Annotated in this window: 14 protein-coding genes; 5 read left to right on the top strand and 9 right to left on the bottom strand. The window is 70.9% G+C overall.

Going from position 1 to position 13,187, the window contains the following annotated elements:
* The first annotated feature begins 53 nt into the window (after nucleotides 1-53).
* From SRB17_RS28875 to SRB17_RS28865, 3 genes are all read left to right on the top strand, one after another.
* The gene (locus SRB17_RS28875; protein WP_153543113.1) at nucleotides 54-728 is read left to right on the top strand and encodes a hypothetical protein; all 675 of its coding nucleotides are present in this window, start codon (nucleotides 54-56) and stop codon (nucleotides 726-728) included.
* Nucleotides 729-879: 151 nt separating this feature from the next.
* Nucleotides 880-2,055, top strand: coding sequence for a 4-hydroxybenzoate 3-monooxygenase (locus SRB17_RS28870; protein ID WP_153543112.1), 1,176 nt, complete (start codon nucleotides 880-882; stop codon nucleotides 2,053-2,055).
* A 186-nt stretch (nucleotides 2,056-2,241) separates the two neighbouring features.
* On the top strand, nucleotides 2,242-3,102 hold the full coding sequence (locus SRB17_RS28865) for a Bax inhibitor-1/YccA family membrane protein (RefSeq protein WP_153543111.1): 861 nt from the start codon (nucleotides 2,242-2,244) through the stop codon (nucleotides 3,100-3,102).
* Nucleotides 3,103-3,166: 64 nt separating this feature from the next.
* On the opposite strand, the gene SRB17_RS28860 is transcribed toward SRB17_RS28865, so the two are convergent.
* Entirely contained in the window at nucleotides 3,167-3,397 is a 231-nt protein-coding gene (locus tag SRB17_RS28860; protein WP_020940491.1) for a DUF4287 domain-containing protein, read from the bottom strand.
* 99 nt (nucleotides 3,398-3,496) lie between these two features.
* Here SRB17_RS28860 and SRB17_RS28855 point away from each other — a divergent pair, with 99 nt between their 5' ends.
* The gene (locus SRB17_RS28855; RefSeq protein ID WP_323376376.1) at nucleotides 3,497-3,808 is read left to right on the top strand and encodes a hypothetical protein; all 312 of its coding nucleotides are present in this window, start codon (nucleotides 3,497-3,499) and stop codon (nucleotides 3,806-3,808) included.
* 10 nt (nucleotides 3,809-3,818) lie between these two features.
* Here the strand turns inward: SRB17_RS28855 and SRB17_RS28850 are convergent, their stop codons facing one another.
* From SRB17_RS28850 to SRB17_RS28840, 3 genes are all read right to left on the bottom strand, one after another.
* Nucleotides 3,819-4,610 (bottom strand): hypothetical protein, encoded by a 792-nt coding sequence (locus tag SRB17_RS28850; protein WP_323376375.1) that lies wholly within the window; start codon nucleotides 4,608-4,610, stop codon nucleotides 3,819-3,821.
* A gap of 283 nt (nucleotides 4,611-4,893) precedes the next feature.
* Nucleotides 4,894-6,114: an acetyl-CoA C-acetyltransferase gene (locus tag SRB17_RS28845; RefSeq protein WP_153543109.1), complete on the bottom strand. Its 1,221-nt coding sequence runs from the start codon at nucleotides 6,112-6,114 to the stop codon at nucleotides 4,894-4,896.
* Between the two features lie 208 nt (nucleotides 6,115-6,322).
* On the bottom strand, nucleotides 6,323-7,342 hold the full coding sequence (locus tag SRB17_RS28840; RefSeq protein ID WP_153543108.1) for an SGNH/GDSL hydrolase family protein: 1,020 nt from the start codon (nucleotides 7,340-7,342) through the stop codon (nucleotides 6,323-6,325).
* Nucleotides 7,343-7,501: 159 nt separating this feature from the next.
* Here SRB17_RS28840 and SRB17_RS28835 point away from each other — a divergent pair, with 159 nt between their 5' ends.
* Nucleotides 7,502-8,893, top strand: a complete 1,392-nt coding sequence (locus SRB17_RS28835; RefSeq protein WP_323376374.1) for a cystathionine beta-synthase — start codon at nucleotides 7,502-7,504, stop codon at nucleotides 8,891-8,893.
* 386 nt (nucleotides 8,894-9,279) lie between these two features.
* Here the strand turns inward: SRB17_RS28835 and SRB17_RS28830 are convergent, their stop codons facing one another.
* The 5 genes from SRB17_RS28830 to SRB17_RS28810 all read right to left on the bottom strand — a co-directional run bounded on the left by SRB17_RS28830 (nucleotide 9,280) and on the right by SRB17_RS28810 (nucleotide 13,064).
* Nucleotides 9,280-9,702, bottom strand: a complete 423-nt coding sequence (locus tag SRB17_RS28830) for a hypothetical protein (RefSeq protein ID WP_153543107.1) — start codon at nucleotides 9,700-9,702, stop codon at nucleotides 9,280-9,282.
* Between the two features lie 81 nt (nucleotides 9,703-9,783).
* A complete protein-coding gene (locus SRB17_RS28825) occupies nucleotides 9,784-10,716 on the bottom strand; it encodes an ABC transporter substrate-binding protein (RefSeq protein WP_153543106.1) in 933 nt (310 codons plus the stop codon).
* A gap of 13 nt (nucleotides 10,717-10,729) precedes the next feature.
* Nucleotides 10,730-11,392, bottom strand: a complete 663-nt coding sequence (locus SRB17_RS28820; RefSeq protein ID WP_153543105.1) for an ABC transporter permease — start codon at nucleotides 11,390-11,392, stop codon at nucleotides 10,730-10,732.
* Entirely contained in the window at nucleotides 11,392-12,033 is a 642-nt protein-coding gene (locus SRB17_RS28815; RefSeq protein ID WP_153543104.1) for an ABC transporter permease, read from the bottom strand. The genes SRB17_RS28820 and SRB17_RS28815 overlap by 1 nt, the downstream gene beginning before the upstream one ends.
* Entirely contained in the window at nucleotides 12,030-13,064 is a 1,035-nt protein-coding gene (locus SRB17_RS28810) for an ABC transporter ATP-binding protein (RefSeq protein WP_153543103.1), read from the bottom strand. Before SRB17_RS28810 ends, SRB17_RS28815 begins: the two co-directional genes overlap by 4 nt.
* Nucleotides 13,065-13,187: the final 123 nt, after the last annotated feature.

The following is a 13,187-nucleotide window of genomic DNA, read 5'->3' as shown; positions in this document are numbered from 1 at the left end:
CTCGTCCGTCACAACCGGCCCACCCGGGCCGGCCGACATCTTACGGAGACCCCATGAGCAGCCACCGCAAGGCACGCTCCAGCAACCATCCCCTCGCCCGGCGCGCCCTGGGCATGGGCCTGTTCGCGGCCGGATTCGCCGGCGTGGCCACCGCCGTACCGGCCCAGGCGGCGACCGGCGCGTCGCACGCGGCGTTCGCGTCCGACCACGTCTTCAGCCACGCCGACCGGGCCCATCACACGCAGGCCGAGGACTCCTTCACCATCCGCCAGTTCGGCACCGTCAACGCGGCGGGGGTGCGCAACCAGGCCAACGCCGTCTCCGCCGGCTGCTCGGCCGACGACCACTGCCGGTCGGTCGCCCTGTCCTTCCAGATCGTCACCGTCGCGGGCGTGCACACGCATCTGAACGCCGTGAACCTCAGCGACGCGGCCAACAAGGAGTGCACCGGCTGCCAGACCCTCGCCGGCGCCTATCAGTTCGTCGTCTCCACGCCGGCCCCGCTCACCCTCGACGCCGGCGCCCGGCAGCGGCTCGCCGACATCCATCGCCGGCTGGACGCGCTGACCCGCTCCACGCTGCCCGCGGCCGAACTCAGGACCCGGGTCGACGGCCTGGCGGGCGAGGTGAGCGCGGTGCTGCGCGACGCCGTCGCCCACGCGCCGAAGGCGGACGCGCAGCCCACCGTCACCCTGCACCGCCATCTGGACGGCTGGCCGGGTCACTGAACCGCGCGAACGCCTCGGAGGCCCGAGAGTGCCCCCGCGGGGGCACTCACCCATTGACATCGGATGTCCCCCGGCGCAGACTCTGGCGCAGCTTGAGTGAATAAAACTTCACTCTGCGAACGCTCTAGAGTCGATCCGAAGGGACGAACCGATGCGCACCACCGTCGGGATCATCGGAGCCGGGCCGGCCGGACTGCTGCTCGCGCGGCTGCTGCACCGCGCCGGCATCGACTCGGTCGTCCTGGAGAGCCGCGACCGCGCCTACGTCGAACATCGGCAGCGCGCCGGAATCCTGGAGCAGGGCACCGTCGACGTGCTGCGCGCGGCCGGCGCCGGGGAGCGGATGGACCGGGAGGGCCTGCGGCACGACGGCATCGAGCTGCGCTTCGCCCGGCGCCGCCACCGCGTCGACTTCCCCGGCCTGACCGGCGGCCGGTCGGTGATGGTGTACGCCCAGACCGAGGTCTGCAAGGACCTGATCGCCCTTCAGCTGAAGGAGGGCGGACCGCTGCTGTTCGAGGCGGAGGCGCTGGCGGTGGAGGGCGCCGACGGCGGCCGGCCGCGCATCCGCTTCCGGCACCAGGGCCGCGAGGACGTGCTGGAGTGCGACTACGCCGTCGGCTGCGACGGCTTCTGGGGCGTGGCCCGCAGGGCCTTCCCGGCCGCCCTGTCCCGCGTGTTCGAGCGGACGTACCCCTACGCCTGGCTCGGCATCCTCGCCGACGTCGCGCCCTCGCACGACGAACTCGTCTACGCCCGCCACGACCGCGGCTTCGCCCTCCTGTCCATGCGCTCCCCGTCCGTATCCCGCCTCTACCTCCAGGTCCCCGCGGGAACGGACGCCGACGACTGGACCGACGACGAGATCTGGTCGGAGCTGGAGCGCCGCCTCGAGACCGACGACGACTGGCGGCTGGAACGCGGCCCCATCACCCAGAAGTCGGTCACGCCGATGCGCTCCTTCGTCCACGAGCCGATGCGCCACGGCCGGCTCCTCCTCGCCGGTGACGCCGCCCACATCGTGCCGCCGACCGGCGCCAAGGGCCTGAACCTCGCCGTCGGGGACGTCGTCACCCTCGCCCGCGCCCTCGCCCACGAGAGGGAGACCGGCTCGGCGGACCTCCTCGACGCCTACTCCGCGACCTGTCTGCGCCGCGTCTGGCAGGCCGAGCGGTTCTCCTACGACATGACGACGATGCTCCATCCGGCTCCGGACGCCACCCCCTTCGACGCCCGCCTCCAACTGGCCCGGCTGGAGCGGATCGCCTCCTCCCGCGCGGCCGGGACCGATCTGGCCGAGGCGTACACCGGGTTCCCGCTGGGTTAGCGGCACGTCTCGGTGTGGTAGCAGGTTCGTCATGGAAAGCGATCACCCATGGCCGGGAATCACCGGTACGCGTAGCGTGTTGGGCAGCACGGCAGGGGAAAGATCCTCCTCAGGTATCATGGTCGGTCCTTTGCCAATCCATTACTCTTGAGCCAAGGCTGCGCACGGCAGCCATGGAGGAGTGAAATGAGGAGCAGTAACCCGGTCTTCTCGCGACGGGGGTTCAGCCGCGACAACGGCTACGCCGGCTTCAACACCGCACCGCAGGCCGGGTACGCGCAGGGCAACCCGTACGCGCAGAACCCCTACGCCCAGAACCCGTACGCGCAGGCGGGCGTTCAGTACGGCGCCCCGCCGCAGGCCCCCGCCACGACCGACCGGATGACGATGGACGACGTCGTCGTCCGCTCGGCCATCACGCTCGGCACCGTCGTCGTCGGCGCCGTCCTCGCCTGGGCGCTGCTGCCGGTCACGGCGACCAGCTACGGCCTGGCCGTCGGCTCGGCGATCGTCGCGTTCGTGCTGGCGATGGTCCAGAACTTCAAGCGCACCCCGTCGCCCGCGCTGATCCTCGGGTACGCCGCCTTCGAGGGCGTCTTCCTCGGCGTCATCAGCGAGATGTACAACAGCCGCTGGAGCGGCGCCCCCTTCCAGGCGGTGCTCGGCACCATGGCGGTCTCGGCCGCGACCCTGCTCGTCTACAAGGCCGGCTGGATCCGCGTCACCGCCCGCTACGCCCGCATCGGCATGGCCATCGCCCTGGCGTTCCTGGTGGTCATGGCGGTCAACCTGCTGCTGGTCGTGTTCGGCGTCGCCGAGAACGGCGGCCTGCGCAGCTTCGGCCCGCTCGGCGCACTCGTCGGCATCATCGCGATCCTGCTCGGCGCGTTCTTCCTGACCCTCGACTTCAAGCAGATCGAGGACGGCATCGCCTACGGCGCCCCGCGCAACGAGTCCTGGCTCGCCGCGTTCGGTCTCACCGTGACCCTGGTGTGGATCTACCTGGAGATGCTGCGACTGGTGGCGATCTTCACGAACAACGACTAGCGCCTGCGCCGGTCATGAGAAGGGCCCCGGGTTCCGACCTGGGGCCCTTCGCCGTCTGCGGCGGCTAGAGCAGCTTGCGTGCTGCCCTCCTCAGGTCGTACTCGTGGACGATCGCCTTCGCGTGGCCGTACGCGAGGTCGTACTCGTGCCGGAGCCAGCTGACCTTCTCCTCGAAGCGGAACAGGGCGGGGCCTTCTTCAACGGTGCGCAGCCAGTCGGAAACCTCGCGACCGGTGCAGTGGGGAATGCGGGCGAGCAGATTGCGGTGGGTCTCCTCCGAGAAGAGCTGGGACATCGGCGCCTCCGAACGCAAAGGGGATGTAAGCCGGTCCTTCACGTCACCGTGCCTGAGCGTTCGCGTATTGGCAACAGTGCGGCACGTTACGCTCGGCGCGTGGTTGATACGACGCCCTTGACCCGAGCAGTGGATCACTTCGCCGACCGGTTGCGCGCGGCCCCGCAGAGCCGGCTTCAGCGGGGCGCTGCCGCGGAGGCGCTGACGCTGGCCCGGGAGTTGGCCCGGCGGGCCCAGGCCGTCGAGGAGCCGGGGAGTGAGCCCCGGGAGATGCCGGATGCGGGGATGTTCGCAGCGGCTGATCAAATCCTCGTGGCCGCACATGACTTGGCGGTGGTGCTGCAGAGTGACGACGAGGTCGCCGAGGCGGTGCAGGTGGTGGAGGAGGCGCGTCAGAGGGCGGGGGTCTGAGCGCCGTTCCCTACAGGGACGCGATGACCCGGTCCGCCAGGATGTAGACCATGTTCGTGGCGTCCTCGCCGTAGGCGAAGGTGAGGGTGTAGGCGCCGGAGATGCCGGAGCCGCCCAGGAGGTACGGGGCCTCACCCGCGTCCACGGCGGCGGCGAGGCGTTCGGCGGTCTCCCGGTGGCCCGGGGTCATGCACAGGGTGGTGCCGTCGGCGAAGACGTAGACGTCGAGGGTGCCGAGCGGGCCCGGGCGGACGTCGGAGAGCTCGACGCGTTCGGCGGCCAGCTGCTCCAGCGTGGTCACGGTGCGCTCGTGGTCGTTCACCGCCGGCGACTGCACCGGGACGAAGTCGGGGTGCGAGGGGTGACGGCGGCGGGCCGCGGCCAGTTCCGGGGACTCCCCGGCGAACTCGTCGGCGTCGGCGGTCGGCTCGGACACCGGCTCCAGGCCGGCGAAGTCGGTCTGCCGGGGCAGGAACAGCTCGGTGTCGGGCAGGCCGAGCAGGGTCGGGGTGTCGGAGGCGTCACGGACCTCCTGTGCGGCCCAGAAGGCGCGCGCCTCTGCCAGCTCGCGCTCCCGCTCCTCGGCGAGCGCGTCGGCCACGGCCGCACGTATCTGGTCGGCGTCGGCGCTGCTGCGGGCGTTCGGCAGCAGCGCGCGCATGGCGGCCGACTGGTTCTCCGCGAGCTGGGTCTGCAGCTCGGCCAGCTGGCGGCGCAGCTTCAGAACGGTGCGCAGGACGGCGACGCCCACGGCGCCGGTGGCGGCCGTGGTGAGCAGCAGGGCGATGGGCATGGCGCTCACTGACGTACTCCCGGTTCAAAGTCGACCCCCGACTTCCTACATCAGCTTGAAGGGCGGACTATCCAGCTGTCAGTGCGTAACGTCACGAAACGGACAGGGCTTTGGCCTTGTGGTGTCGTCGCGAACCGCTCCGACCTGCGTTGACCTGCGCCGATGTGTCCGTCGAGCGAGATAGGTCACATCCTGGGGGAGATTGGATCACGAAAAGGCCCGGAACCGAGGAGTTTCCTCGGTTCCGGGCCCTTTCCTGACGTAAAGTGCCTGCCCCGCTACGGACGGTGGGTCAGCTGAGGCGCTCGATGACCATCGCCATGCCCTGGCCGCCGCCGACGCACATCGTCTCCAGACCGAACTGCTTGTCGTGCCACTGCAGGGAGTTGATGAGCGTGCCGGTGATCCGGGCGCCGGTCATGCCGAAGGGGTGGCCGACGGCGATGGCGCCGCCGTTGACGTTCAGCCTGTCGATGTCGATGCCGAGCTCGCGGTAGGAGGGGATCACCTGGGCGGCGAAGGCCTCGTTGATCTCGACCAGGTCGATGTCGCCGATGGTGAGGCCGGCGCGCTGCAGCGCCTGCTTGCTCGCCTCGACCGGGCCGAGGCCCATGATCTCGGGGGAGAGGCCGGAGACACCGGTGGACACGATCCGGGCGAGCGGGGTCAGGCCCAGCTCGCGGGCCTTGGTGTCGCTCATGATGACGACGGCGGCGGCACCGTCGTTGAGCGGGCAGCAGTTGCCGGCGGTGACCAGTCCGTCCGGGCGGAAGACCGGCTTGAGGCCGGAGACGCCCTCCAGGGTGACGCCGGGGCGCGGGCCGTCGTCCTTGCTGACGACCGTGCCGTCCGGGAGGGTCACCGGGGTGATCTCGCGCTCCCAGAAGCCGTTCTTGATGGCCTGCTCGGCGAGGTTCTGCGAGCGGACGCCGAACTCGTCCATCTCCTGGCGGGTGATGCCCTTGGCGCGGGCCAGGTTCTCGGCGGTCTGGCCCATCGCGATGTACGGGTCGGGCAGCAGGCCGTCCTCGCGCGGGTCGTGCCAGGTCGTGCCCTCCTGCTGGGCGATGGCCTCGGTACGGGCCTCGGCGTCGGCGAACAGCGGGTTGTGCGTGTCCGGCAGACCGTCGGAGCTGCCCTTGATGTAGCGGGAGACCGTCTCGACACCGGCCGAGATGAAGACGTCGCCCTCGCCGGCCTTGATGGCGTGCAGGGCCATGCGGGAGGTCTGCAGGGACGAGGAGCAGTACCGGGTGATCGTGCAGCCCGGCAGGTGGTCCATGCCCATCTGCACGGCGACGATCCGGCCGAGGTTGTGGCCCTGCTCGCCGCCGGGGAGGCCGCAGCCGAGCATCAGGTCGTCGATGTCCCTGGGGTCCAGCTGGGGGACCTTGGCGAGGGCGGCCTGGATGATCGTGGCGGTCAGGTCGTCGGGGCGCAGGTCCTTCAGGGAGCCCTTGACGGCGCGGCCGATGGGGGAGCGGGCGGTCGAGACGATGACGGCTTCGGGCATCACGGCTCCAGTGAACGATGTTTGCTTTTCGGGCAGGGCCGGTTGGGAAGTTACCGCTACGTATGGCCAAGGTCACCGGTATTGGTGTGTGACACTGACCGCAGTTTACTAAGCGCTTGCTTGGCCTGGGTTGTCCGCCCAGGGGCTCCGCCCCCGGACCCCCGGCCCATGCCCAGGGTGGGGGCCGGGGGCGGAGCCCCCTGGTGGGTCACAAGGACGGGTGGGCCGGCTCGGCCTCCGGTACGCGGCGCCGGCGCCGGCGTTTCAGCAGCGCCCACGGCCCACGCGGCCCCGTCGGCATGGCCGCCGTGACCTCCGTACCCGCCTCCGACGCAGCCTCGGCCGCCGCGCGAGCCACCGGCAGGAAGCCCTCGCGCCGCGACACGTCGGGCCGTTCCTCCTCCGCCGGCCACAGGCCCAGGGCGGCGCACACGGTCGGCAGCACCGCCATCGCCGCCGTCGCGTACCCCTCCGCCGAGGGGTGGTAGTTGTCCGGCCCGAACAGCTCCCGGGGGTTCGCCTCGAACTCCGGGCCCAGCAGGTCACCGAGGGACACGGTCCGGCCCCCCTGCTCCACCACCCCGATCGTCTGCGCCGCCGCCAGCTGCCGCGAGGCCCGCCGGGCCAGCCAGCGCAGCGGCTGTTGCACCGGCTCGATGGTGCCGAGGTCGGGGCAGGTGCCGACCACCACCTCCGCACCGGCCGTGCGCAGCCGTCGTACCGCCGCCGACAGATGCCGTACCGAACGGGTCGGCGGCATCCGGTGGGTCACGTCGTTCGCGCCGATCATGATCACGCACACGTCCGGGACCGGCGTCGCCCCCGACAGCACCGACGCCACCTGGCGGTCCAGGTCGTCGGACCGGGCGCCCGGCAGCGCCACGTTCCGCAGCTCCACCGGGCGTTCCGCCACCGCCGCCAGGCCCGAGGCCAGCAGCGCCCCCGGCGTCTGGCCCGCGCGGTGCACGCCCTGCCCGGCCGCCGTGGAGTCGCCGAGCATGGTCAGGCGGAGGGCTGGTTCTCCGGGGGCGTCGTACGCGTGGCCGTACACGCCGTCGGCCACGGGGACGCGGCCGCCGCTGTGGTTGCCCACATGGCGCCGGGCCAGCCGTACCTCCGCGAGCAGCAGACCGACCGCGGCCGCGCCGACCAGCCCGACCCCGCCACCGCCGTACGCCGCACCGGCCGCGATGCGCCGGGCCACTCTCGCCCTGGACATGCTCGTCATGCGTCGCCGCCACCTCCTCGTAGCCGTACACCCACTCCTTGCCCCGTACGGACCGTGCGTCAATCTCAACGGGGAGTGAACGACCGCGTCGGCCACACACCTGGCCTTAGGCTGGCGACACCACTAAGACCACATCTTTTGCAGCAACCGGAGACAACGGTGCGATTCCACGACTCGATGATCAGCCTCGTCGGCAACACCCCGCTGGTGCGGCTCAACAGCGTGACCCAGGGCATCCGGGCCACCGTCCTGGCCAAGGTGGAGTACTTCAACCCGGGCGGCTCCGTGAAGGACCGCATCGCCCTGCGCATGATCGAGGCCGCCGAGCAGAGCGGTGAGCTCAAGCCGGGCGGCACGATCGTCGAGCCGACCAGCGGCAACACCGGTGTGGGACTGGCCATCGTGGCCCAGCAGAAGGGCTACAAGTGCATCTTCGTGTGCCCCGACAAGGTCTCCACCGACAAGATCAACGTGCTGCGGGCCTACGGCGCCGAGGTCGTCGTGTGCCCGACCGCCGTCGCCCCTGAGCACCCGGACTCCTACTACAACGTCTCCGACCGCCTCGTCCGCGAGACCCCGGGCGCGTGGAAGCCCGACCAGTACTCCAACCCCAACAACCCGCTCTCGCACTATCACTCGACCGGCCCCGAGCTGTGGGAGCAGACCGAGGGGAAGATCACCCACTTCGTGGCGGGCGTCGGTACGGGCGGCACCATCTCCGGTACCGGCCGCTATCTGAAGGACGTCAGCGACGGCAAGGTCAAGGTCGTCGGCGCCGACCCGGAGGGGTCCGTGTACTCCGGCGGCTCCGGGCGGCCGTACCTGGTCGAGGGCGTCGGCGAGGACTTCTGGCCGACCGCCTACGACCGCACCGTGGCGGACGAGATCGTCGCCGTGTCCGACAAGGACTCCTTCCAGATGACCCGTCGCCTCGCCAAGGAGGAGGGGCTGCTGGTGGGTGGCTCCTGCGGCATGGCCGTCGTCGCGGCGCTGCGGGTCGCCGAGCGGCTCGGGCCCGACGACGTCGTGGTCGTGCTGCTCCCGGACAGCGGGCGCGGCTACCTCAGCAAGATCTTCAACGACGAGTGGATGGCCGACTACGGCTTCCTGGAGGACGAGGGCCCGAGCGCCCGCGTCGGCGACGTCCTGAACGACAAGGCGGGCGGCACCATCCCCTCCCTGGTGCACATGCACCCGGAGGAGACCGTCGGCCAGGCCATCGAGGTGCTGCGCGAGTACGGCGTCTCGCAGATGCCGGTCGTCAAGCCGGGCGCCGGTCACCCGGACGTGATGGCCGCCGAGGTCGTCGGGTCCGTGGTGGAACGGGAGCTGCTGGACGCCCTCTTCAACAAGCGCGCCTCCCTCGAGGACCCGCTGGAGAAGCACATGTCCGCCCCGCTGCCCCAGGTCGGCTCCGGCGAGCCGGTCGGCGACCTGATGTCCGTGCTCGGCTCGGCCGACGCGGCGATCGTCCTGGTCGAGGGCAAGCCCACCGGCGTGGTCAGCCGGCAGGACCTGCTGGCCTTCCTGGCCAAGGGGGGAAAGCAGTAGCGAACCCCCGGTGAACTGCGGGTTCACACGCGTTTCTTGGGGTGAGGCGGGTTCGCGGAAGTGGTACGAGCGTGTCACGTGCGCGCAGCACCCGCTTAACACGGGTCCGGCACATTGGTGGATGTCGGCAGGGCGGGAGCGGCTCCCCGCCCCGGCCGGCGCCGAACGGCGCCAAGGACCTCCGGAGCGGCTCCCGGACCTCCATGGACGCCACGGACGCGCAGCCCGGTCCTGACCCGGCCCGCGTCCCTCGCGGGGACCGCCGTCGTCCCGCCCCCCGGCAACGGGGGTGCGGCGGTCCCCGCGCATATCTTTTTCAGGGGAGCATCGAGTCCTTTTCAGGGGAACGTCGAGCCGGGGCTGCCGCCGACGGAGACCGAGAGCGGTCAGTCGTCCTCGGACGGACGGCGGCGACGGCCGAACAGGTCCGGACGGGTGCGTGCGGCCTGGACGACGTTGACGCCGACGACGCCGGCCCAGGAGATCAGCAGGCCGGACAGGCCGGCGTTGTGGGCGCCGATCGCCGACAGCGGGATCGCCAGTACCAGCGAGACGACGGCCAGGCCGAACCGCTCGGCCCAGGAGTCCGCGCCGTACCCGGGGCGGGTGCCGCGCGCCACCTGCGTCCGCTGCTCGGCCAGCGTCCTGCGCAGCCGCCGCTCCACCGCGCCGTCGATGCGCTGGTCGACCTTCTCCAGGAAGGAGTCGACCAGCGCCGACTCGTACTCCTCGCCCAGCTCCCTGCGGGTCTGCAGGGTGGCGTCGAGTTCGTCTCTCAGGTCGGTTTCCCGCCCGTCCGTTCCGGTCATGACGGACACGTTAGGGAGCGATCACGCCCTCCGCACTGGGGACAACCCCCCTCTTGCAGCGGTCTGCCGGGGGCCGCCCGTCTACCGCACCAGCCCGTGCTGCTTCGCGTAGGCGTTCGCCACGTCCTCGGGGTCCTTCTTGTCCTTGTCCACCTGCCGGTTGAGCTCGGTGAGCTGAGCGGTGGTCAGCAGGTTGCCGAGCCGGGCGAGGGCCTTGCGGACGGTGTCGTCGGCCTTGCGGTCGGCGATGAGCGGGACGATGTGCTGGCTGGGGATCAGGTGTTCGGGGTCGGTGAGCACCACCCAGTCGTTGGCCTTGATGTCGGTGTCGGTGGTGAACAGGTTCGCCACGTCCACGTCGCCCTTCTTGAGCGCGCCCTTGACCAGCGGCCCGTCGGAGTCGAGCGACTTGAACTCCCTGAACTCCACGCCGTACACGTCCTTCAGGCCGACCGCGCCGACCTGGCGCTTCTTCACCTCGGGGGCGGCGCCGATGACCAGCTTGCCGTTCTGCTTGCGCAGGTCGGCGAGGGACGTCAGCCCGTACTTCTTCGCCGTCTCGCGGGTGACGACGAAGGCGTCGGAGTCCTCCGCCATGCCGTACGGCAGCACCTGGAGGCCGGCCGGGAGGGCCTGGGTGAGGGCGTTCTGCATCTCGCCCGACTCGGAGACCGTGACCTTCGGGGCGAGGTAGTTGAGGAGGGCGCCCTGGTACTCGGGCAGCAGGTCGATGTCGCCGCCCCTGAGGGCCGGGATGACGATCTCGCGTGTGCCGAGGTTGGGGCGGACGGTCGTCTTCACTCCGGCGCCCTGCAGGGCGGCCGCGTAGAGGTAGCCGAGGACCTGGTTCTCGGTGAAGTTGGCGGTGCCGATGGTGACTCCGCCCTTGCTGGAGCCACCGCCGCCGGCGGCGGAGCCCTGGCCGTTGAGGGAGGTGATGCCACCCGCGCAGGCGGAGAGGGCGGGGACGGAGGCGACCGCGAACAGGCCGCCGAGGACAGTACGTCGGTTCATTGGTCGTTTTTCCCTACGCGGTGCGGTGACGGAAGAGGAAGCGCTGGAGCGAGGCCAGGGCCACGTCCAGGACGACGGCGACGACCGCGACCAGCACCGCGCCGCCGAGCACCTGGACCAGGTCGCGCTGGGCGAGGCCGTCGAAGACGTAGCGGCCCAGGCCGCCGAAGGAGACGTACGCGGCGATGGTCGCCGTGGCCACCACCTGGATCAGGGCCAGCCGCAGGCCGGTCATGATCAGGGGGAGGGCCAGCGGCAACTCCACCTGGAACAGGACCTGGTGGCCGCGCATGCCCTGGCCACGGGCCGCGTCCTTCACGTCCGGGTCGACGGCGGTCATGCCGGCGTAGGTGTTGGTGACGATCGCCGGGACGGCGAGGGCGACCAGCGCGACGTACACCGGCAGCATCGACAGGCCGCCGGCCAGGAAGACCAGCACGACCAGGCCGACGGTCGGCAGGGCCCGGCCGAAGGAGGCGAGGTTGATCGCGATGAACGCGCCCTTGCCGGTGTGGCCGATCAGCAGCCCGAGCGGCAGGCCGATGGCGGCGGCGATGAGGGTGGCCAGCAGGGAGTACTGGAGGTGTTCGGCGAGGCGGTGGGCGATGCCGTCCGGGCCGGTCCACTGGGAGCCGCTGGTCAGCCACGTCCCGAGGTTCTTGATCAGTTCGTACATCAGGCTCGCCTCCTGGTCCAGGGGGTGAGGGCGTACTGGACGGCGACCAGCGCCGCGTCCGCGACGACCGCGAGGAGCAGGGTGAGGACCACTCCGGCGATCACCGGGGTGGGGAAGTTGCGCTGGAAGCCGTCGGTGAAGAGCTGGCCGAGGCCGCCGTCGCCGATGTAGGTCGCGACGGAGACCAGGGAGATCGACATGACGGTGGCGATCCGGACGCCCGCCATGATCACGGGGAGCGCGAGGGGGAACTCGACGGTGAGGAGCGTGCGCAGGGGGCGCGTGCCCATCGCCTTCGCCGCCTCCTTCACCTTCACGGGGACCGAGTCGAGGCCCTCGACGGTGTTCCGCAGCAGGACGACCAGGGTGTAGACGGTCAGGCCGGTCACGGTGGTGGTGCGGGTCAGGCCGCTGACCGGCAGCAGCAGGACGAAGATCGCGATCGACGGGATCGTGAACAGGACGTTGGAGGCGCCGAGGAGGAAGCCGCGCAGCCGGGGGATCCGGTGGGCGACCACGGCCAGCGGGAGCGAGATCAGCAGGCCGAGGGCGACGGCGGTCAGCGCGGCCTGGAGGTGGGAGAGCGTGAGCGTGGTGAGGTCGTCGGTGTGGGCCGTTATCCAGGACCAGTCGATCGTCATGCGGCCACCCTCACTTCGGCGTGGGCACGGCCGGCGTGCTCATGGATGTCGTCGCGCGAGGAGACGCCGGTGAGGACGCCGTCGGCGTCGACGCGGGCGATCAGTCCGGTGGGGGAGGCGACCGACTCGTTCAGGGCGGAGAGGAGGGAGTCGCTGTCCTTCAGCGGGCGTACGGGGAGCTCGGCGTCCTTCGAGGCCCAGTGCAGGGGCTTGTTCGCCGCGTCGAGGACGAGGGTCCAGGCGGCGCCTTCCGGTGCCGGGCCCTGGGGGACGTCGGCGAGGGTCTTCAGGGACAGCAGCTTCAGGCCACGCTCGGCGCCGAGGAAGCCGGCCACGAAGTCGTCGGCGGGGCGGGCCAGGAGTTCGGCGGGCGGGGCGCACTGGACCAGGTGGCCGCCGGTGCGGAACACGGCGATCCGGTCGCCGAGCCGTACGGCCTCGTCGATGTCGTGCGTGACGAAGACAATGGTCTTGCTCAACTCCGCCTGCAGCCGGAGCAGTTCGTCCTGCAGCTGGGTGCGGACCACCGGGTCGACCGCGCCGAACGGCTCGTCCATGAGCAGCACCGGCGGGTCGGCCGCGAGGGCGCGGGCGACGCCGACGCGCTGCTGCTGGCCGCCGGAGAGCTGGTGCGGGTAGCGCTTGCCGGCCTCCGGGGTCAGGCCGACGGTCTCCAGGAGTTCGGCGGCGCGGGCCCGGGCCTTCCTGCGGTTCCAGCCGAGCAGCAGCGGGACGGTGGCGATGTTGTCGAGCACCGTGCGGTGCGGGAAGAGGCCGGCCTGCTGGATGACGTAGCCGATGGAGCGGCGCAGCTCGGCCGCGTCCTGCCGGGTGACGTCCCTGCCGCCGACGCGGATGGTGCCCGAGGTCGGCTCGACCATCCGGTTGATCATCCGCAGGGTGGTGGTCTTGCCGCAACCGGAGGATCCGACCAGGACGGTGATACCGCCTTCCGGCATCTCCAGGCTGAGGTCGTGGACTGCTGTCGTGCCGTTGGGGAAGCGCTTGTGGACCGCGTCGAACTGGATCATGAGATGTCCCTTGCCCGGCTGCATAACGTCATGCAGAGTTCTTGGTGTGTGAATAGCTTGTCAACGGGTTGGCGTTAATCCGAGGTAACGGTTGACCGGTGGGCGAGATCGAATGTCCGAATT

The sequence above is a fragment of the Streptomyces sp. RB17 genome, from assembly GCF_009604455.1.
Lineage (GTDB): Bacteria > Actinomycetota > Actinomycetes > Streptomycetales > Streptomycetaceae > Streptomyces.
The sequence above is the reverse complement of the archived record's forward strand: the minus strand, read 5'-3'. Positions and strand labels throughout refer to the sequence as shown.

What these genes read in the sequence shown, in the direction of transcription:
- SRB17_RS28860 (WP_020940491.1), bottom strand. Translation starts at nt 3,397, where the DNA reads ATGTCCCAGCTCTTCTCGGAGGAGACCCACCGCAATCTGCTCGCCCGC.
- SRB17_RS28870 (WP_153543112.1), top strand. Translation starts at nt 880, where the DNA reads ATGCGCACCACCGTCGGGATCATCGGAGCCGGGCCGGCCGGACTGCTG.
- SRB17_RS28840 (WP_153543108.1), bottom strand. Translation starts at nt 7,342, where the DNA reads ATGACGAGCATGTCCAGGGCGAGAGTGGCCCGGCGCATCGCGGCCGGT.
- SRB17_RS28810 (WP_153543103.1), bottom strand. Translation starts at nt 13,064, where the DNA reads ATGATCCAGTTCGACGCGGTCCACAAGCGCTTCCCCAACGGCACGACA.
- SRB17_RS28845 (WP_153543109.1), bottom strand. Translation starts at nt 6,114, where the DNA reads ATGCCCGAAGCCGTCATCGTCTCGACCGCCCGCTCCCCCATCGGCCGC.
- SRB17_RS28825 (WP_153543106.1), bottom strand. Translation starts at nt 10,716, where the DNA reads ATGAACCGACGTACTGTCCTCGGCGGCCTGTTCGCGGTCGCCTCCGTC.
- SRB17_RS28820 (WP_153543105.1), bottom strand. Translation starts at nt 11,392, where the DNA reads ATGTACGAACTGATCAAGAACCTCGGGACGTGGCTGACCAGCGGCTCC.
- SRB17_RS28815 (WP_153543104.1), bottom strand. Translation starts at nt 12,033, where the DNA reads ATGACGATCGACTGGTCCTGGATAACGGCCCACACCGACGACCTCACC.
- SRB17_RS28875 (WP_153543113.1), top strand. Translation starts at nt 54, where the DNA reads ATGAGCAGCCACCGCAAGGCACGCTCCAGCAACCATCCCCTCGCCCGG.
- SRB17_RS28830 (WP_153543107.1), bottom strand. Translation starts at nt 9,702, where the DNA reads ATGACCGGAACGGACGGGCGGGAAACCGACCTGAGAGACGAACTCGAC.
- SRB17_RS28865 (WP_153543111.1), top strand. Translation starts at nt 2,242, where the DNA reads ATGAGGAGCAGTAACCCGGTCTTCTCGCGACGGGGGTTCAGCCGCGAC.